22 protein-coding genes are annotated in these 20,550 nt (G+C 34.7%); 11 read left to right on the top strand and 11 right to left on the bottom strand.

Going from position 1 to position 20,550, the window contains the following annotated elements; all coding sequences use genetic code 11:
* Positions 1-16: 16 nt before the first annotated feature.
* Both sucC and GMA17_RS01815 read right to left on the bottom strand, forming a co-directional pair.
* A complete protein-coding gene (gene sucC, locus GMA17_RS01820; protein ID WP_248398493.1) occupies positions 17-1,210 on the bottom strand; it encodes an ADP-forming succinate--CoA ligase subunit beta in 1,194 nt (397 codons plus the stop codon).
* 125 nt (positions 1,211-1,335) lie between these two features.
* On the bottom strand, positions 1,336-2,346 hold the full coding sequence (locus GMA17_RS01815; protein WP_248398490.1) for a T9SS type A sorting domain-containing protein: 1,011 nt from the start codon (positions 2,344-2,346) through the stop codon (positions 1,336-1,338).
* 206 nt (positions 2,347-2,552) lie between these two features.
* Here GMA17_RS01815 and GMA17_RS01810 point away from each other — a divergent pair, with 206 nt between their 5' ends.
* From GMA17_RS01810 to GMA17_RS01760, 11 genes are all read left to right on the top strand, one after another.
* Positions 2,553-4,496: a tetratricopeptide repeat protein gene (locus GMA17_RS01810; protein WP_248398487.1), complete on the top strand. Its 1,944-nt coding sequence runs from the start codon at positions 2,553-2,555 to the stop codon at positions 4,494-4,496.
* Positions 4,496-5,239: a LytTR family DNA-binding domain-containing protein gene (locus tag GMA17_RS01805; protein ID WP_248398484.1), complete on the top strand. Its 744-nt coding sequence runs from the start codon at positions 4,496-4,498 to the stop codon at positions 5,237-5,239. Before GMA17_RS01810 ends, GMA17_RS01805 begins: the two co-directional genes overlap by 1 nt.
* 142 nt (positions 5,240-5,381) lie before the next feature.
* Entirely contained in the window at positions 5,382-6,119 is a 738-nt protein-coding gene (locus GMA17_RS01800) for a hypothetical protein (protein WP_248398482.1), read from the top strand.
* A gap of 26 nt (positions 6,120-6,145) precedes the next feature.
* Entirely contained in the window at positions 6,146-6,904 is a 759-nt protein-coding gene (locus GMA17_RS01795; RefSeq protein ID WP_248398480.1) for a hypothetical protein, read from the top strand.
* A 59-nt stretch (positions 6,905-6,963) separates the two neighbouring features.
* A complete protein-coding gene (locus GMA17_RS01790) occupies positions 6,964-7,413 on the top strand; it encodes a nuclear transport factor 2 family protein (protein ID WP_248398478.1) in 450 nt (149 codons plus the stop codon).
* Positions 7,410-8,348: an NAD-dependent epimerase/dehydratase family protein gene (locus tag GMA17_RS01785; protein ID WP_248398475.1), complete on the top strand. Its 939-nt coding sequence runs from the start codon at positions 7,410-7,412 to the stop codon at positions 8,346-8,348. The genes GMA17_RS01790 and GMA17_RS01785 overlap by 4 nt, the downstream gene beginning before the upstream one ends.
* A gap of 77 nt (positions 8,349-8,425) precedes the next feature.
* Entirely contained in the window at positions 8,426-8,653 is a 228-nt protein-coding gene (locus GMA17_RS01780; RefSeq protein ID WP_248398472.1) for a methyltransferase dimerization domain-containing protein, read from the top strand.
* A gap of 377 nt (positions 8,654-9,030) precedes the next feature.
* Positions 9,031-9,552 (top strand): RidA family protein, encoded by a 522-nt coding sequence (locus GMA17_RS01775; protein ID WP_248398469.1) that lies wholly within the window; start codon positions 9,031-9,033, stop codon positions 9,550-9,552.
* Between the two features lie 128 nt (positions 9,553-9,680).
* The gene (locus GMA17_RS01770; RefSeq protein WP_248398466.1) at positions 9,681-10,088 is read left to right on the top strand and encodes a nuclear transport factor 2 family protein; all 408 of its coding nucleotides are present in this window, start codon (positions 9,681-9,683) and stop codon (positions 10,086-10,088) included.
* A gap of 81 nt (positions 10,089-10,169) precedes the next feature.
* Positions 10,170-10,439 carry a hypothetical protein gene (locus GMA17_RS01765; protein ID WP_248398463.1) on the top strand — a complete coding sequence of 90 codons (270 nt, stop codon included), beginning with the start codon at positions 10,170-10,172 and terminating at the stop codon, positions 10,437-10,439.
* A 121-nt stretch (positions 10,440-10,560) separates the two neighbouring features.
* Positions 10,561-11,337, top strand: a complete 777-nt coding sequence (locus tag GMA17_RS01760; RefSeq protein WP_248398460.1) for a DUF1206 domain-containing protein — start codon at positions 10,561-10,563, stop codon at positions 11,335-11,337.
* A gap of 49 nt (positions 11,338-11,386) precedes the next feature.
* Here GMA17_RS01760 and GMA17_RS01755 read toward each other — a convergent pair whose 3' ends face one another.
* The 9 genes from GMA17_RS01755 to dnaJ form a co-directional block, all read right to left on the bottom strand.
* Positions 11,387-11,764 carry a glyoxalase/bleomycin resistance/extradiol dioxygenase family protein gene (locus GMA17_RS01755; RefSeq protein WP_248398457.1) on the bottom strand — a complete coding sequence of 126 codons (378 nt, stop codon included), beginning with the start codon at positions 11,762-11,764 and terminating at the stop codon, positions 11,387-11,389.
* Complete coding sequence (locus GMA17_RS01750; RefSeq protein WP_248398454.1) at positions 11,764-12,330, bottom strand: hypothetical protein; 567 nt, start codon at positions 12,328-12,330, stop codon at positions 11,764-11,766. Before GMA17_RS01750 ends, GMA17_RS01755 begins: the two co-directional genes overlap by 1 nt.
* Before the next feature lie 3 nt (positions 12,331-12,333).
* Positions 12,334-13,737 carry a M20/M25/M40 family metallo-hydrolase gene (locus GMA17_RS01745; protein WP_248398451.1) on the bottom strand — a complete coding sequence of 468 codons (1,404 nt, stop codon included), beginning with the start codon at positions 13,735-13,737 and terminating at the stop codon, positions 12,334-12,336.
* Positions 13,738-13,811: 74 nt separating this feature from the next.
* A complete protein-coding gene (locus GMA17_RS01740; protein ID WP_248398448.1) occupies positions 13,812-14,690 on the bottom strand; it encodes a PPK2 family polyphosphate kinase in 879 nt (292 codons plus the stop codon).
* 123 nt (positions 14,691-14,813) lie between these two features.
* The gene (locus GMA17_RS01735; RefSeq protein ID WP_248398446.1) at positions 14,814-15,977 is read right to left on the bottom strand and encodes a sigma-54 dependent transcriptional regulator; all 1,164 of its coding nucleotides are present in this window, start codon (positions 15,975-15,977) and stop codon (positions 14,814-14,816) included.
* Positions 15,978-15,983: 6 nt separating this feature from the next.
* Entirely contained in the window at positions 15,984-16,874 is an 891-nt protein-coding gene (locus tag GMA17_RS01730) for a mechanosensitive ion channel family protein (protein WP_248398444.1), read from the bottom strand.
* Positions 16,875-16,882: 8 nt separating this feature from the next.
* Positions 16,883-18,193 (bottom strand): ABC transporter permease, encoded by a 1,311-nt coding sequence (locus GMA17_RS01725; protein ID WP_248398443.1) that lies wholly within the window; start codon positions 18,191-18,193, stop codon positions 16,883-16,885.
* Between the two features lie 2 nt (positions 18,194-18,195).
* Positions 18,196-19,122 carry an ABC transporter ATP-binding protein gene (locus GMA17_RS01720; protein ID WP_248398442.1) on the bottom strand — a complete coding sequence of 309 codons (927 nt, stop codon included), beginning with the start codon at positions 19,120-19,122 and terminating at the stop codon, positions 18,196-18,198.
* Between the two features lie 293 nt (positions 19,123-19,415).
* Complete coding sequence (gene dnaJ, locus GMA17_RS01715) at positions 19,416-20,549, bottom strand: molecular chaperone DnaJ (protein ID WP_248398441.1); 1,134 nt, start codon at positions 20,547-20,549, stop codon at positions 19,416-19,418.
* Position 20,550: the final 1 nt, after the last annotated feature.

Here is a 20,550-nt window from a genome sequence, read left to right as displayed (position 1 = left end):
TAGAAAATCATCTATATTATTTGGATAACACTTCGTGTACTTTATCTGCAGCTTCTTGAAATTCTGTAGCACTCATAACGGCTAACCCTGAATTATCAATCAACTCTTTTGCAATATCAGCATTGGTACCTTGAAGACGCACAATAATTGGCACTTCAATATTACCCATGTTTTTGTAGGCATCAATAACACCTTGAGCAACACGATCACAACGTACAATACCACCAAAGATGTTAATCAAGATTGCTTTTACGTTTGGATCTCTTAAAATTAACTCGAAAGCCATTTCTACACGGGTTGCATCCGCTGTACCACCAACATCTAAAAAGTTAGCCGGCTCACCACCTGCTTGCTTAATTAAATCCATAGTTGCCATAGCAAGACCTGCACCATTTACCATACATCCAACGTTTCCGTCAAGATCTACATAGTTTAGTCCAGCTTCTTTAGCTTCTACTTCAATAGCATTTTCTTCACGTAAATCACGTAAAGCAGCATAATCTTTATGGCGGTATAATGCATTTTCATCCATGGTTACTTTTGCATCAACAGCCATAATTTTGTCATCACTTGTTTTTAACACTGGGTTAATTTCAAACAATGAAGAATCAGACTTATCATAAGCTGTATATAAAGCTGTAACAAATTTAGTCATTTCTTTAAATGCCAAACCAGACAGACCTAAATTGAAAGCAATTTTACGTGCTTGAAAAGGCATAATTCCAACAGAAGGATCAATCTCTTCTGTAAAAATTAAATGTGGCGTTTCTTCAGCAACTGTTTCAATATCCATTCCACCTTCCGTAGAATACATAATCATATTACGACCTGTAGCACGATTTAATAAAACAGACATATAATATTCTTCAGGTTCATTATCACCAGGATAATAAACATCTTCTGCTACTAATACTTGATGAACGCGCTTTCCTTCAGCTGAAGTTTGCGGCGTTACTAAATCCATACCGATGATTTCACCTGCAATTTGTTTAACCTCATCAAGGTTTTTTGCAAGTTTAACACCTCCACCTTTACCACGTCCACCAGCATGAACTTGGGCTTTAATTACGTGCCAGCCAGTACCAGTATCTTCTGTTAGTTTTTTGGCAGCTGCAACTGCTTCTTCAGCATTTTGAGCAACTATACCACGCTGGATACGTACACCAAAACTACTTAACATTTCTTTTCCTTGATATTCGTGTAAATTCATCTTATAAATTCGTTTGTAGTTTTCTCACCAAGAGAAAATCATTAAATTTTTAGTTGCACAAAAGTAATCAACCTAACGCTTTTAACCAATAATTTTTAAAAGTTGTTTTCAGATTGATTAAAAATTTATTTCTTAAGGAACTTCTTCAACATAAGTCCACCTTCGGTTTGAACAGCTACAATATAAAGTCCACTTTGTAAACTAGAAACATCCGTTGTTTTTGAAGATCCAACAGCACTTAAAACAAGGCGTCCATTTAGATCCGAAACACGAATAGATTGAATGGTATTTGGTGCATTATAAGAAATGTTTAAAACATCATTCACCGGGTTTGGAATTACTTGAAACTCCTTTTCAACCCAATTATTACTTGGAGTAGTTAAAGGGTTTGTTAAGAAGCTCTCCATAAGGGTAATTGTTTCATTAATACCTGCAAAGGCAAACACTATTTCTGCTGTGTTAGATCTAAAAACAAGATTTCCATTACTATTATCATAATAGTAATAAGAGGTTTGAGTAACAGATCCATTAAAAATAACAACGGTTAACGTTAAATCCTGAACAACTTTAAGTCTAGTAACGTTACCACTATAAGCACCTTCTCCCACATCATTCATATTTAAGGTTCCGTACGCATCAACCGAAGTGGTAATAGTTCCTGTGAAATCTCCTGAGGCAGCATCACTTGAAAAGCTACCAGCTACAGGATCTGAAGTGGTGTCCGTATAAGCCAAAGGGAATGTACCTAACAGCGCATTGTTTAAATTATAATTTAATTCTATTCCGGCTGCTGTAACACCTGTAAAGGAAAAGACTCCTGACATTTCTTCTTTAGCTAAAATATTGTTTACCTCTAGAGAACCTAATGTAGTAATGGTTAAAACCTCTGTTGTTCCTGGAAATAATGATAATTGTCCAGCATCCGGTGCAGCATAGGTGTCTGTATTGGTGCCTACCGCAGTTAAATTTGTAAAATTCCACGTTAATCCAGCACCGGAAGCACTTTGATCTAAAGCAGGAGTTGATTCCACAATAGCATACGAAGACATCGGAATACTAAAGAAATCATTAATTGGTGATTGTGCGAAACCAATAGAAGTTACGATTGTTGATAATAAAAGTAATGTTTTTTTCATTTTATAATTTATTAATTAATAGCGGGTTAAATGTACAAAAACACGTTTTATAATAGGAACGAAAAAGAAATTTATAGCTCATCTACCAAAAACATAGGTAAATTTCTTTTTTTTTAGGAATAGAAAAGCATTAATATCCGAGTAAACTTATTTTTTACTACATTTATAAACCTTCAAGTCTTTAATAATAGCATAAAAAAAGACTAATGATTCAAAAACCACCATTCATTACTACACTCTTTCTAGTAGTTATGCTTTGCTACGGACAAAATATTTCTGCCCAAAACAATTCGAATAAAACTATAGATAGTCTAACTGCGGTACTTAGTCTTGAAAAAAATCAAGAAAAAAAGTTAGAAATACTCAACAATATTGTTGCTATTGCTTTCCAATCAGATTTAAACCTTGCTAAAACTTATGCTAGAAAAGGTGTTCAATTATCAGAAGAATTTAATAATAAAAATTGGCAGCCAAAATTTTATGAAATGCAAGGTCGCATGCATGCAAATCTATTAGAGTTAGATTCCGCATCCATTAATTTTGATAAAGCTTTAAAAGGTTATACCGATATTGATGATAAAAAAGGCCAAGCTACTACCTATTTTAAAATGGGTTGGGTTCATAAGCGACAAGGCAATATTGAAGATGCTTTAAAGGTTGATCTGGAAGCTTTAAAGCTCATGGAGTCTATAGATGATAAATTGGGCATTGCTGGTGCTTATAACCGGATTTCAGAAGATTTAACCAAACAGGGCAGACATGAAGAAGCTTACGAGTACGCACTAAAAACAATTGCCTTGTGTAAAGAAAACAATTTGGAAGTGGAACTGGCATATGCCTACACGGCAGCTGGAGATACCCAAATAGCTATGGGAAATAGCGAAGCTTCATTTGACTTTTATAATGAAGCGCTTACTTTGGCCAAATCCCTCGATTTTTCAATTTATGACGTTTTAAACTTCTCAAACAATCGTGCCAATGCCTTAAAACGTATGGGAAATTATACCGAAGCAAAAACAGCTTATGAGCAGGCATTAACCAAAGCAGAATCCGTTAATTACGGAAATGCTATTTATGTGATAAGAGCAAATCTTGGCGAGATAAATTTACTATTAGGCCATTATGAGGATGCTTTAAAATATCAATTACAAACAGTAGCCACCCAAGAATCTGAAGGCGATGCATCCAACCTAACAGAAGGCTATCACCATTTAAGTTCCATTTATGAAAAGTTGAAAAATTATCCGCTGGCATTAGAATTCCAAAAAAAGGCACTCGTTATGCGTGATAGTACCGCCAAGATGGCGAGTGATAAAACCATGTCTGAATTAATGACCCGATTTGAAACGGAGAAAAAAGACCAAACCATTAATGCCCAAAACATGCAAATTGCGCAACAAGAACGAACACAAATTCTTTATATAACTATTGGAGCCATTCTAATATTCAGTTTATTGGGTATGATTTTAAGTTTTAAAAATATCCGGAAAAAACGGCAAGCTTTACAGGTCTTAAATGCCGAATTGGATACCAAAAACAAACAGAATGAATTACTTTTAAAGGAAATTCATCATCGGGTAAAAAACAACCTAGAAATGGTAAAAAGCCTGATTGCTTTACAATCGGCTCAAATGGAAGATTCTGCCACAAAAGACGCTATGATTGCCAGTCAAAATCGGGTGCAATCCATGGGAATTATTCATCAGAAACTCTATCAAGGCACCAATTTAGGTTCTATTGAAATGAAAGACTATTTCTTGAATTTAAGCGAAGGTATTTTAGATTCATTCAACGCCGAAAATAAAGTTAAAATAGAATGTGCCATGGAGCAAATGGAATTGGATGTGGACACAGCCGTTCCTATTGGATTAATTGTGAATGAGCTATTAACCAATGCTATAAAATATGCGTTTCCGAATACCGAAACTGGAAAAATATCCATTCAGTTGGAACAAAAAACAAATGATATACTGCATTTAAAAGTCACCGATAATGGCATTGGAAAAGTATTAGGCCTTGCACCAAAAGGCACCGGTTTTGGATCGCAATTGATTCAGCTGTTAACCCATCAACTAAACGGAACCATGCAGGAAGATGGTGAAGACGGTACATCGGTTTCATTTCAATTTAAACACCAAAAAGCAGCTTAATGGAACAACCCATAAAAATACTAATTGTTGAAGATGAAATGATTATTGCTGCAAATATTTCATTACAACTTACCAATTTAGGTTATGAAGTCACAGGAATTATACCGCGAGGCGAAGAAGCGCTTATTCACATAAAAAAAAATAATCCGGATATATTATTATTAGACATTCAGTTAAAAGGTACCATTGATGGCATTGAAATGGCGCAAATCATGCAACAAGATTACAACATCCCCATTATTTATTTGACTGCCAATACAGACGATGCACATTTTGAAAAAGCTAAAACTACCAATCCGCATGCCTTTATTTCTAAACCATTTAAAAAATTAGATTTACAACATGCCATTGAGCTCACCTTACACAACATACAAAAGGATGATTTAGCAGTAAAAAGTGACCCTATAAATGACCTAGCTCCTTTTGTATTAAGCGACTGCATCTTTGTAAGACACCATGATAAAATGGTGAAAGTCGCTATTTGTAATATATTATATATTGAGGCAGAACGTAATTATTGCCGCATCTATTCCAAAACAAAAGAATATCTCTTGGTTATGACTTTAAAAGATTTGGACGAAAAACTACCCACCAACCTCTTCTTACGAATTCACAGATCCTTTATTGTAAATATCTCCCATATTGATGAAATAGCAACCAGACACGTTGTTATTTCCAAAAAAGCTATTCCATTGAGCAAGAGCTTAAAAGAAGAACTTCTAAATAGGTTACATACTATTTAAAGTCCGGATAAATAAAATACTACTTTCGGACAGACATAGGATATCTTCATCCTAAGACACTTGCCATTTTCATTGATTATCAGTTATTTAGAGCAACACGAAATGTGTTACGCTATTAATTAATCTTTTAAAAACAGTAATCATGAAAACTATTAAAACAATTATGGTATTGGCCGCTTTGCTTCTACTAACCCCTTGTACGACAAATGCACAAGAGCAAGAGAGTTTTATCATGAACATAACCGAATTTACGGTTAAGTTTGGACAAGACCACAACTTTACAGACGGTGTCAAAAAGTGGAAAAAATGTTACCAAGACAATAACGGCACCAACAAATGGAATGTATGGCATCGTTTACAAGGCAAAGGCAATGTATATGTGGTTGCTGGTAATATGGCAACTTGGGCAGAAATGAGTAAGGAAGATCCAGCATCAAAATCCTGTAGCGCCATTGCACTAGAATCTATCACACCTTTTATAGAAAGTACAGATTTTAACACTACCAGATTCATACCAGGTATTAGCCGCAATGCACCTTTTGGTGATGCTACTATTATTTGGGTAACAAACTTTATTGTACATGATGATTTTACTTTCAATGAAATAATTTCAGAAGTTACAAAAGCCATAGCATCTAAAGAAGGCGATAAAAGAGGCTATTGGTACCGAGTAATGGGAGGTGAAACAAGCGATTATTTTGTGACGACACCATTTCAAGACTTTGCGGCAATGGACGTTGAAACGGACAATGTCTGGAAGGTTTTTGAAAGCGTACATGGCGAAAAGAAAACTAAAGAAACTCGCAAGAAATTTAGAGAATCCGTAGAAGATATATGGAGTTACACCTTTATACTTGAAAGCGAATTAAGTCTGAAATAATAATCAACCAATTAAAACCAGTAATTATGAAAACTATTAAAACAATTACGTTGCTAACCATAATATGCCTGCTAACTCCAGTAGTCTTAACTGCTCAAAACCAAGCGTATTGGATTCATGCTGATCAAGTAAAACCCAGCAAACAGACAAATTATGAGCAAATAACTAAAGATTTTATAGCCGCTTGCAAAAAGCATGATTTAAAAAATGCAGATTGGGCTACGGCGCGCACAGATGATGGCATGTATTTAAATATCATGCCAATAGACGACATGGCAGATTTAGACAAGAATCCATTGGCTCCTTTAATGGAAAAAATGGGAGAAAAAAATTTCCAAGCCGTTTTTGAAAACTTCGATACTTGCTATGATAATCATGGCGATTATATTCTTTATTTAATGAAGGATTTATCCTATATGCCAAATGGTTTAACTACCAATACGCCTGAACAAAACTACCGGAAATGGCATTATTTTCATGTAACCCCTGCAAACGAGCAAGCGCTGTATGAAAAAATTAAAGAAATAAAAGCACTCTATGAAAAAAAGAGTTCTAAAGAGTACTACAGAATTTATAGAAGTGGATTTGGCACCATGGGAACATTTTACATAGCTAGTATTTCCGCTAAAGACGAGCAGACCTATTCTAAAACATCTACCGAAAACAATTCTCTTTTAGGAAATGAAGGCACAAAGCTATTTGCTGAAATGTATGTGCTTCTAGAAAAATATGAAGTAAAATCAGGACGTATGAGACCAGATTTAAGCTATACAGCTAAAAAATAACAACCAAACCGAAACCTGCTGGATTGTTTCCAGTAGGTTTCTTTTTGAAATTAAATATTATGAAAAAATTATTCTTATTAGGATTTACAATAATTCTTTGTACAGCATGCGAGAAAACAGAAAAGCGATATACCATGCAATCTCCAGAAATAGACACATTCAAACAAGTAATAGATGCATATCAAAAGCAAGATTGGGCAACATACAAATCACATTATGCAGATACAGCTAAAATTATGAGTAATACAACTCAAGAATTTGCTAAAACTTTAGATCAAGAAATTGCACAGAATAAAAAAGATGCGATCATGTTTCATTCCTGGAAATACAACCCTGAAGATGTTGAATATGAAATGGTAATTACCGATGAAGGCGAAACTTGGGTGAATTTTTGGGGAGATTGGAGAGCGCGTTTAAAAGAAAATGATAAGGAATATATAATCCCAGTACATATTACGGCACGTTTTTTAAATGACAAAATAGACAAATTGCAAAACAATAGGGCATGAAAAAAGTAGGCATCATCGGTGGTTCAGGATTTATAGGAAGTCATATTACCAAAACATTTTTAGAAAATGGTTTTGAGGTAAAGGCGTCTACAACAGATATTTCCAATGAAGGTAAATATCAGCATTTAATGAATTTAAAAAATGCTGAAAACTTACATATAAGCGAATTAGACGTAAGAGATAAAAATCAATTAAAACAGTTTGTTTCAAACTGTGATATTATCATTCATGGCGGCACGCCCTTTCAATTGGATTTTCAGGATGCCAAAACCGAATTATTTGACCCAACCATTATAGGCACCGAAAATGTTCTGGAAGTAATTAATACGGTTATTACTGTAAAAAAAGTTGTCATCATTGCTTCAGTGGCGGCATACAACACCAACTTTCCTTTACCGCCTGACAATATGCTTGAAACCGATACTTTTAATGAAAAAGACACCCCTTTTTTTAGTGAAGAAAGTCATCCCTACGCACAGGCAAAATTTCTGGCTAACCAAACAGTAAATAACTTTTTACAAACCCATCCAAATGCCAACGCAGAAATTACAAGTCTGTCTCCAGTTGCCGTTTTTGGAAAATCCATGTCACAACGAGAAGATTCCACCTCAACAGGTTTACAGTATTTAATAAAAAATAATTTAGCTCCTAATCCGTTTATCCAAATGCTCTATGATACCAATGCGGAAATGGCAGTTGTTAATGTAACAGATGTAGCAATTGCCGCGTATAAAGCAGCCACAATTTCTGGGTTACATGGCAAAAACTATTTATTGAGTAGTGGAACCTATCCTGTTTCAGATATCAACTTGATGCTAAACAATCAAGCACCTGAAAACCTACCAAAAATAATTTATCAAAACCAACAAGCTGAACATGATCTGGGACTGCCATTTCAATCTGTAAAGGATACTTTACAAGGATTTAATTCTTAATAAACAGTTGTTAAAAATGCATTAACCAATTGAACAAAAGCAGAATTAAAATTTTAAATACTAAATAATTAAAAATAATGGAAACCACAACAATACAACCAACACCAGCAGCAATCCTACAAATGGGAACAGGATTTTGGGCAAGAAAAGTTTTATTGACTGCCGTAAATTTTCAATTATTCACAAAATTAGCGACACACGGATCTATGTCTGCAAAAGCCATCAAGAATATTTTAGGATTAAAATACAGCGACAGAAACCTGTATGATTTTTTAGATTACCTAACTGGTTTGAGCTTTTTATAACGTGAAGGTCTCTTAGCAACTGTAATCTATTCTAATACCGTGGATACAGCTATTTTTTTAGACAAAGCCAAACCATCCTACATTGGAGGCATTCTTGAAATGCAAAATGATCAGGCCTGGAATGTTTGGCAAAACTTGATAATGGATTAAAAACCGGATTGATTCAACATGAAATAAAAGATAACGGCGAGAACATTTTCGATTTTATAAGTAAAGATCCTGAAATGTTCAAAAAATTCGTCGATGGTATGACAGGTGTGCAAATGGGCAAAAAAAGCAGGTTTCTCCACCACAGAATTAATGCCTTTGGCAGGACCATGCAGTGCTGCAATTGCTTATAAACTATAAAATTCACATAATCATTAAATCGAATAAATATGAGAACAACAAAATTTACACTATTGGCAATTGCTTTAGTGACTGCTATGTCAATATCAAGCTGTAACGAGAAAACCAAAACGGAAACAACCGTAGAAAAACCAGTATCCACTGAAACCGTTGTTGCAAATGAAACACCAGACTATTTTCTACTGCGTCCAGAAGTAGAAAAGGCTTATGGTTACACGCATGCTGTAAAAATTGGAAATTCTATTAAAATCTCTGGTGCTGTTAGTATGGATGACGAAGGAAATCCTACTGCTATTGGCGATTTAGAACAACAAATGAAAAACTGTTATGCAGATCTGGATAAAATATTAAAACACTATGGCTGCACATTTGATGATGTAGTCGTGGAAAACGTATTCACAACTGATATGGCCAAGTTTTTAGAATTTGCAGGTTACAGAACAGAAATCTATAAAAAGCAATTTCCTACGGGTTCGTGGCTTGGTGTTAAAGAGTTGGCAATTCCAGAATTTATGATTGAGATAGAATTGGAAGTTCACAAGGCACAATAGTGAATGGTGAATAGTGAATAGTGAATAGTGAATAGTGAATAGTGAATAGTGAATAGTGAATAGTGAATAGTGAAAAAATTGAAAGCGATACTAATGGAAATCAAAATTAAAAACTAAAATCAATAATTATGAAAACAAATGAAAACACCCAAATCATTGACACTATGTATAATGCATTTGCTTCAGGTGATATGCCAACGGTTTTGGGTTCCATGCATCCTAAAATAGAATGGAACGAAGCTGAAGGAAACAAATATGCGGACGGAAACCCATACATAGGTCCAAATGCGATTTTAAATGGGGTATTTGCACGTCTTGGAGCTGATCACGAGTATTTCAAACTAGCGGATATTAAGCTTCATGACATGCGTAACAATCAAGTATTAGCTACGTTAAGATATGATGCTAAAAATAAAAAAACTGGTAAAAAATATAATGCGCAAGCCGCACATTTGTGGACATTTAAAGACGGGAAGGTTACGGTATTTCAACAGTATGTAGACACCAAAAAATTGGCTGATGCGGAGATGTCGTAAAACTAAAACCAAGTAAGCCAACCCGCCTTCAATAACCTCGGAAACCTTTTAAAGTAAATATGAACAAATAAAATAAAGATCATGAAACAAACCATTGTAACCAGACACAAAGTAGGCAATTTTGATAGGTGGATTAAAGGTCATCAAGACAGACTTGATGCTTTTGCACCTGCCATATCGAGCCTTAAAACATTTCAAGATTCTAACAATCTAAATTCGGTGATATTGATTATGGAAGTTACAGATATGGAGAAATTTGGGGCGATTTTAAATGATCCTTCACTAAAAGCATTAAAGGATAAACACACGGTTTTAAATCCGATAATAGTATCGATGCCAGTAGAATTATAAGCGTCCAGTAAATTTAAATTATTGCTAGCATTTTACGTTCAATTTAATTAGGGTTGCGGTAGCTATTCTAAATTCATTTTATGTACTTTACATTTCTATAAACAGTAAGGTACACGTATTTATGGCAACCAAAAAAGAAAATATTGCGCGCATTGGTTTAAGTGCAATTGGATTTGTTTACATTCTTGTTGGTGTTTTAACAGCTTTAGAGGCTTTCAATTTGGGCGGACGTGAAGTGGGAACAAAAGGTGCCATTGGATTCCTTTCGGGACAACCTATTGCAAAAATACTATTGGCTGCTATGGCAATTGGTTTATTTAGCTATACGTTTTGGCGTTTTTATCAAACTTTTGCCGATTCTCGAAATTTAGGAACCGACTTAAATGCTCTATTTGTAAGAGCTGGATTTTTTACGGGAGGATTGTTTTATGGATCGCTTGGCTTTATAGCTACTCAACTTTTAATTGGCGCTAGTTATGATACGCAGCAAGATTCCGTTGTTAAACTTTTAAATTCATCATTTGGCCATATAAGTGCTGTTATTATTGGATTAATTTTTGGAGGGAAAGCCTTATTTGAAATTTACTTTATACTGTCCAATCAATTCAAGAAAAATGTCCAATCCTCAAAAATGAAACCTAAAGTGCAAAAATTACTTCTCAATTTAGGAGTTATAGGTCATTCGGCAAGAGGTATTATATTTGGCATCATGTCCTTTTTAACGATACGAACAGGCTTAACGTTTAGAAATGAAAAAATGAGCAAATTAACCGATGCCTTCCAGTTTATAGATCAGAATTTTGGCGCCTTTGTTTTGGCTCTTATTGCCGTTGGAATGTCCTGCTATGGTTTATTTATGCTTGTTAAAGCGCGATATCTATGTATAAATATGAAATAGCAGACGCTTTTAGGTATTTAAGAAATATGACCCCATAAGATAGTTACAGTTACAAATTACTATAAAATGTCAATGCATTTTTATCTAAATCATAAATGGTAAATTCTTTAGTTCCCCAATCGGTATTAACTATTTGAATTTGACCTTTTAAAATTTCTTTAGCTTCAAACTCTATATATAAGCTTTCTATGTTTTGCGTTACTATACGCAAATTAGGTTTAACAGCCGTTTTTAAAGATTTTCCTGTGTTCTGAAAGCGCAAGTGAATTTCTATATCGCCGCGTCGTAATCCGGCATAAGTAGGCACTTTAGGATCGTCAGCAAAGGCAATTTCAAAACCGAGTTTATGTACATAAAAAAATAAAGCAGCCAAAAGATTTTGAACTGGTAAAACGGGATGAATTTGATGTAAATGTGCTTTTTCCATTAGTCTTGTAATCTTCCACTAAAAACACTCACTTTAGAATTAAAGGGGTTTCCAGATGATCTTCTTAATAATGCAATTTGTCCGCAATGCCAAACGGCATCTTCAATTGGACCATGAATGAGTGTCCAAAATTCGACTTCATATTTTTCAAAAATTAGTTTAAACTCACTAATATCTTTAGTTTCTTTAAAAATATTTGACGCTAATTGTAAATTTAAAAGTGTGGCTTTTCGCAAGCCTTCAAAATCTTCAGGTTTATCTGTATCTTTTTTAGCATTATCTTTTTTTAAGGCGCAATTGGCAATCATTCTTGATAAGTCATAGATATGATCAATGGTTTCCAAAGTTGAACGTGCATCATCATTTGGGCGAAAATTCAAATCATCTGCACGCAAGCCTTCCGTTGCCCAATAAAACCGAAATCCTAATCCATCAATAGCTCTTGCGGCAACGGTTCCTGCCGTAAAGGTTTCTGAAGCTTTAGGGATTTCGTAATAAGGTAGTTTCTCTTGTGAACTCATAGAAACATTAAAAAAAATAATTGACCAAAATATTATAGATTTCATAACTTAATTTTTCAGTTCATTCGTATTAGAAATGGGCGAAATACCATATTTATCAATTAAATATACTAAGCTTGTCATGGTTGCTGCTCCTAATTCCAGTTCACGCTTATTTACATGTTCAAAAACATCATTGGCTGCGTGATGATGATCAAAATAGCGTTGCGAATCTGGACGTAATCCTGCAACAACATTAGAATCTGTTTTTAAAGGCGCTACATCTGCTCCACTTCCACCCCTTTCAAAATAATGAATTAAATAGGGTTTAAATAAGGTCTTCCAACTTTCTATTTTAGCAAAAATAACATCGTTACAATCAAATTGAAAACCACGGGGTGTAAATCCACCTGCATCACTTTCTAATGAAAAAATATGGTTTTCACCTTTCTGTTTTGCCATTTCGGCATATTTCGTAGCACCACGTAAACCGTTTTCTTCGTTCATAAACAACACCACGCGAATGGTGCGTTTTGGTTTAATACCACTTTCCTTTAATAACCGTAACACATCCATGGATTGCACACAACCGGCACCATCATCATGAGAACCATCGCCTAAATCCCAAGAGTCTAAATGGCCTCCAACAATAATATATTCATTTGGAAATTCACTTCCTGTAATTTCACCAATTACGTTATGCGACTGAACGTCTTGTAGTTGCTGACAAGTTTGATTAAAAAACAATTTAATATTTTTATCTAGCGCTAACATGCTACTCAATTTTTCAGCATCATTGGTGCTAATAGCTGCAGATGGAATACGTTGTGAATTTGGTAAATTACCATAGGTCATGCTCCCTGTATGCGGTAAATCGTCTAGACGTAAATTCATGGACCGCACAATAACACCAACTGCTCCCAATTTTCCGGCTTCCATGGCCCCTGCATAGCGCTGATCTACACAACCGCCATAGGCTTCAAAGGTTTGTATAACATCAGCTTGCATAGGCCTATTAAAAAACACAATTTTTCCTGACACCTTGTCTTTTCCTAAAGCTATTAATTCAACAATACCTTGTACTTCTACAACCGCGGCTTTAACACCTCCAATTGGTGTGGCAATAGAACCACCCAACGCACAAATATTTACCGTAGTCGTAATTCCAGAAGAAGACTCTATAAAGGCATATTCTTTTGTTCCTCTTACCCATTTTGGTACCATTACAGGTTGTAACCAAACTTTATCTAAACCTAGTTTTTCTAGCTCTTCTTTGGTATAAGCGACTGCTTTTTCGGCATTCAAAGAACCTGATAGCCTTCCACCAATTTGGTTGGACAAATAATCAAGCCACTCATAACTTTTTCCGTTTGTTAAGGAAGTAGAGTAAATGGTTTTTAGCGTTTCGGCATCTGTTTGAGCCGTTATATTAATAGTTAATAGAAAAAATAAAATGGGCAAAACATGTTTCATAATTAGCATATATGTCATTAAAAAAACTAAAATAGTTTTTATTTAAAGGTTTACTTCCAAAAGGAATCTTAAAATTACTCATTTTCCAATTGCTTCCGGTAGTCGTCTATATTGGCTTTAATATCATCATCCAATTCAGGCTCTCGGATATCATCATATTTTTTAAGTGTATCTAATAGAATTTTAGCGACGATGTAACGAGCTGTAGGCTTATCATCTGAAGGGATAACATACCAAGGCGCATGCGGTTTTGCTGTCCTAGAAATAGCATCCTGATAACAGTCTTGATAATGATTCCACAGTTTACGTTCTTCCAAATCACCAGGCGAAAATTTCCAATTTTTGTTTGGTTTATCTAATCGGCGTAACAACCTATCTTTTTGTTCTTCTTTTGAAATATTCAAGAAAAATTTAAAAATAATCGTTCCATTTTCTGAAATCGTCTTTTCAAAATTATTGATTTGTTCGAAGCGTTTATCCCAAAATGCATCATTAACATCGTTTAATGATAAAACATTAGGCAAGTGTTCATTTAAAATATATTCTGGATGCACACGAGTTACCAATACGTTTTCATAATGTGTTCTATTAAAAACACCAAACTTACCACGTGCTGGTAATGAGATATAATGACGCCATAAATAATCGTGTTTTAGCTCTAATTCCGTTGGTGTTTTAAAACTATGCACAACAACCCCTCTAGCGTTAAGTTCTTTAAAGACTTCACGAATCAGACTATCTTTTCCTGCTGTATCCATACCTTGTATACAAATAAGCACAGCATATTTTCCATGTGCATACATGGCGTTTTGTATTTTGGCCAGTTTTTTACAAACATCCTGTAATTCGTCTTCAATTTTGTCTTTGTCTTCCTTTAAGTTAAATGTTGTTTGAAGGTCTTTTATTACTACCGATGCAGGAACTTTAAAATCTTCCGGTTTAATTGATTTCATAGAATAGTATTCGAATTAGAATTGATTTATAAATATACATAATTATAAAACGATGTAATAACGGGATTGTATTTTGGTTTTATTTCAAAAAAAAATGCCTGAACACATTCAGGCATTTTAAGGTTATTTGGAAGCGAACATGTTTACATCTTCTTCGCTAATTTCTTTTTCACCAAGTATAATTAAGCGCTCTACGACGTTGCGGAGTTCCCGAATGTTTCCGGTCCAATCATATTCCTGAAGTTGCTTTATAGCTTTGCTAGAAAAAGATTTTTGAACCGTTCCATGCTCATTGGATATTTTTTCAGAAAAATAATCAATTAGCAATGGAATATCTTCACGTCTGTCGTTTAATGATGGTACTTGAATAAGAATAACAGCTAATCTGTGATACAAATCTTCACGAAAACGCCCTTCGGCTATTTCTTTTTTTAAATCCTTATTGGTGGCGGCTATAACACGAACATCGACTTTAATATCCTTATCGTTACCAACGCGTTGAATTTTATTTTCTTGAAGTGCGCGGAGCACTTTAGCTTGAGCAGAAAGACTCATATCACCAATTTCATCTAGAAATATAGTTCCTCCATTGGCAGTCTCAAATTTCCCGGCGCGATCTTTAACAGCACTCGTAAAAGCTCCTTTTACATGACCAAACAATTCACTTTCTATTAATTCTGCTGGAATAGCGGCACAATTTACTTCAACCAAATTCCCTTTAGAACGGTCGCTTTTTTGATGCAACCAGTGTGCTACCAATTCTTTCCCTGTTCCGTTTGGTCCAGTAATTAAAACGCGTGCATCTGTTTGCGCCACCTTTTCAATCATATCCTTAATATGCGTAATAGCGGCACTTTCACCAATCATTTGATAATTCTTACTGACTTTCTTTTTCAGCATTTTATTTTCAACAACCAATACTTTGGTATCCAAAGCAATTCTAACTGTATTTAGTAAACGGTTTAAATCTGGTGGCTTGGATATATAGTCAAAAGCACCTAAACGCATGGTGTTTACAGCTGTGTCCAAATCGCCATGACCTGAAATCATGACAATAGGGATTTCGGGTTTTATTTTTTTTGCCGCTATCAAAACATCAACACCATCCATTTTTGGCATTTTGATATCACAAAAAACGAGATCATAATCTTCATTTTTAATTTTCTCTAAACCTTCTAAACCGTCTTCAGCTTCATCTACTTGATAGGTATCATTTTCTTCTGAAAGGATTTTTACAAGTACACGCCTAATGGCTGCTTCATCTTCAATTACTAATATTTTTGGCATAACTATTTACTCTTTTTTTTCAATAATATGAATATCTCTTTGTGGAAATGGAATGGAAACATTGTTTTCTCTAAATAATCTATCTATTTCAAATCGAATATCACTTTTAGGAAATTGGGATTTAAAACTATCTCTAACCGTAAAAATAACTTTAAAATTCAAGGAGCTATCACCAAAATCCGTAAATAACACAACAGTTGATTTGTTATCTAAAACCTCGGGATGCGAATTAGCAGCTTCCAGCAACAGGCGTTTTACCAACTGCGTATCACTACCATAAGCCACACCGACTGTTATATTTTCGCGTGTGGAAATGTCATTTTGAGTCCAGTTATATAAGCTATTTGTTAAGTATAAATGATTTGGAATTACCAAAACCCTATTGTCAATGGTAACGGCGCGTGTGGTACGTAGCTTTATTTCTTCCACACGCCCAACTTTGCCTTCAATTTCAATAATATCACCAACATGTAAACTTTGGTCCACAAGAATAAATACACCTGAAATAATATCTTGAAATAAAGTTTGTAGTGCCAAACCAATACCGATTAATAGTGCGGCTGATGCTGCAAAAATAGCGGTAACATTAACACCTACTGAATCAAAAACAACTAGAATAACAACCAAATAAATTAACCATCTGGCAAACGAAAAGACTGTATTGAATTTAGCCTTATCTTCATTTGGCAATCGTTTCTCATACAATCTGCGAAGGAAATTTAAAACAATAGTTGTAACGAGGTAAATAATAGTTATTAATACCAGCAGTCCAACCGTTATATTAATGGGGCTATCTTCTGATCCGAATTGAAATCCTAAATTTAAAAACTCGACAAAGGATTCCCAAGCACCACTCTCGGTTACAGCATCTTCAATATCGTCTAATCTATTTTGCATGGTTTAATTTAATATTTCATCCATTTTAAAATTTCCTTATAACTCGGCTTTTTGCCATACATTAATATGCCGACACGGTAAATTTTGGCAGCAAACCAAACGGTAAACATAAAAGTACCTATTAAAATAAGGAGTGACAAAATTTGTTGCCAAATTGGAACGCCAAACGGAATCCGCATAAGCATAACAACCGGTGATGTTAATGGTATAAACGAAAATATAGTTGATATGGTTCCATGTGGATCCTCAATTACGGTAAAAAAACCAATATACACCGCTAAAATTAAAGGCATTAAAATAGGAAACAGAAATTGTTGCGTATCTGTTTCATTATCTACAGCTGCACCAATTGCAGCATATAGAGAGCTATAAAGTAAATAGCCTCCAATAAAAAACATTAAAAACGCAAGGACTAAATTGGTTAACGGTAAATTATAAAAGGCTTGAAATCCGCTTTGGACTAAATCTGGCATGGCTGTCTCGTTTCCTGCTTGGCTTAATAATTGCCCTGAAGGCGCTGCTTGCATTAAATCGATTCCAAAAATTGCCGAAATAATGGTTATTAATATTCCGCCTAAAATAAGCCAGATAACAAATTGTGTCACGCCAGCTAGTGACGTTCCAATAATTTTTCCAAGCATTAACTGCATGGGCTTCACAGATGATATAATAATTTCTATAATCCGACTTGTTTTTTCTTCAATCACGCTTCGCATAATCATATTACCATAAATAATGATAAACATAAACAGCAAATAGCCAGCTGCGCCGCCAAATATTAACTTTACAATACTGTCCACTTTTGATGTTTTTTCGCCTGTGAAACTTTCTTGAGTAATGGCTACATCAATTTTTGAAGTCTTTATTTTCTCAATGTCAACCCCTTGACTTTCTAGCTTTAAATCGGTTAATTGTTTTTCTAATTTGCTTTCCAAACCTCTAATTACGGATATGGAAGGGGATTCTTCTGAATAGAATTTTATAACATTCTGAGATGAGTTTAGGTTATCAAATTTACCAATATACAGTAAGCCATAGTTTTCTTGAACTTGCGTAAGTGTTATAGCCTCATCTAGAGACAATTGATTGAATATAACATACTTGGTGTTTTTGGTGCTCTCAAAAACGGACGCCATTTGACCAGATTCATCTAAAATGGAAATGCTGCGTTCAGAATTGTTATTTAGTTGTGTTAAATAAGCTACAACGGCTACCAAGCCAATCATAATCATTGGACTTAAAAATGTCATGATTATAAAAGATTTATTCTTCACTTTGGTAAAGTACTCGCGTTTTATAATGAGTGGTAAATGGTTCATAATTAACTATTCTTTACGGCTTGAATAAAAATATCATTGGCACTAGGTATTAATTCTACAAAATGCGAAACTTCTCCTCTACTTGTTAAAAAACTCAACAAATCGTTAGGCGATTGCTGTTCGGACAGCTTGATATTACGTTTTAACTCATTCCCTAGTGTTTTAAAACTGGTTGGTGTTACGGTAAATTTTTCGTTAAGTTCCTTGTCTAATGCGGCTTCATGCGTAGCACGTATACCAATTTCGAATGTATTGGTTTTAAACTGCCTTTTAATATCATGTAATTTACCATCTAAAATTTTATTGGATTCGTGAATTAAAGCAATATGGTCACACAATTCTTCTACAGATTCCATTCGATGTGTTGAAAATATAACCGTGGCGCCATTTTCGCGAAGTCTTAAAATTTCATCTTTAATTAAGATAGCATTAATTGGATCGAATCCGGAAAAGGGTTCGTCAAAGATCAACAATTTTGGTTCGTGTAGAACCGTAACAATGAATTGTACTTTTTGAGCCATTCCTTTAGAAAGCTCCTGTATTTTTTTATTCCACCAATCGCCAATATCTAACCTATCAAACCAATAATGCAAGCGTTTTTTTGCTTCTGTTTTACTTAAGCCCTTAAGTTGTGCAAGATACAAAGCTTGTTCACCAACCTTCATAGATTTGTACAGGCCACGTTCTTCAGGCAGGTAACCAATGTCTCTAACATGATGATTTTGTAATGGTTCATTATCTAAAATAACATGTCCTGAATCTGGCATGGTTATTTGATTAATAACCCGAATAAGTGTTGTTTTTCCCGCCCCATTTGGCCCTAAAAGCCCGAAGATACTTCCTTGTGGCACGGCAATAGACACATTGTTTAAAGCTGTATAATCTCCAAATTTTTTAGAAACGTTATGCGCTTCTAATAAGTTACCCATACTTGATTGCTAGTTAATTGAAATGATTGTAAATATATTAAATGTAATACTGCCATCCGAAATTAATAAAAAAGAAATTGAGCTTGTTCAATAAAAACAAAACCCATCCTAAAACTTACGCTTAAGGATGGGAAAAAATTGCTATGAAAAAGAAAAATTATTACTATAATCTATAGTAATAAACCAAATATAGTAATTTTTATTAAACAATTATAGAAAGACTGTAATTAACTTTAGCTATAAACAACAAATCCGCCAAAAAGGCGGATTTGTACTACATGAATATTTTTCATTTATGAAAACATATCTTTTACTTTTTCAAAGAATGATTTATCACCAACTTCTGGTTTTGGATCAAAATGTTCGTCCTCACGCATAGATTCAAAAAAGTCTTTTTGTTGTTTGCTTAAGGTTTTTGGCGTCCAGACATTAACATGTACTAACAAATCGCCTTTTCCATAACCATTAATAGACGGAATACCTTTGCCACGAAGTCTTAAAATTTTACCAGATTGTACACCTGCATCAATTTTAATTCGCACTTTTCCTGTTACGGTATCTATTTCTTTTGAAGTTCCTAAAACAGCATCCGGTAAACTCACATATAAATCATAATGTAAATTATCGCCTTCTCGTTGAAGCGTTGCATGTGTTTCTTCTTCTATGGCCACTAATAAATCACCGGAAACACCATTTCCAGGGGCTTCATTACCTTTACCAGTAACTTTTAGTTGCATACCATCAACCACACCTGCAGGAATTTTTATAGATACGGTTTCCTCTTTTACAAGCATACCTTGTGCATCCGCTTCATTCGGTTTTTTATCTATTGTTTGTCCTGCTCCACCACATGTTGTACATGTTGTGGCTGTTTGCATACGACCAAGTATAGTATTAGTAACACGCATTACTTGCCCGGCTCCATTACAGGTTGAACAGGTTTTATACGTCGTTCCAGGCGCTTGAACTTTGCGTCTAACTTTCACCTTCTTCTCAACACCATTAGCAATTTCTTCCAACGTTAATTTCACGCGAATACGCATGTTGGTACCTTTAACGCGGCGTTGTCCGCCACCGCCAAAACCACCACCACTAAAGCCGGAAAATCCGCCGCCACCGCCAAAGGCACCACCGAATATATCGCCAAACTGACTGAATATGTCATCCATATTCATGTTACCTCCATTAAAACCACCATTACCTTCAAAGGCTTGGTGACCAAATTGGTCATAACGTGCTTTTTTATCAGCATTACTTAATACTTCATAAGCTTCAGCTGCTTCTTTAAACTTCGTTTCTGCTTCGCTATTATCAGGATTCTTATCTGGATGATATTTCAATGCCATTTTACGATACGCCTTTTTAATTGCGGCGGCATCTGCATTTTTATCAATTCCTAAAACCTCGTAATAATCTTGTTTTGCCATA

It is taken from the genome of Bizionia sp. M204 (genome assembly GCF_023205095.1).
In the GTDB taxonomy this organism is placed as follows: domain Bacteria; phylum Bacteroidota; class Bacteroidia; order Flavobacteriales; family Flavobacteriaceae; genus Algorimicrobium; species Algorimicrobium hallyeonense.
Note: the sequence above shows the minus strand (reverse complement) of the source record. Positions and strands in the feature narration are given on the sequence as shown.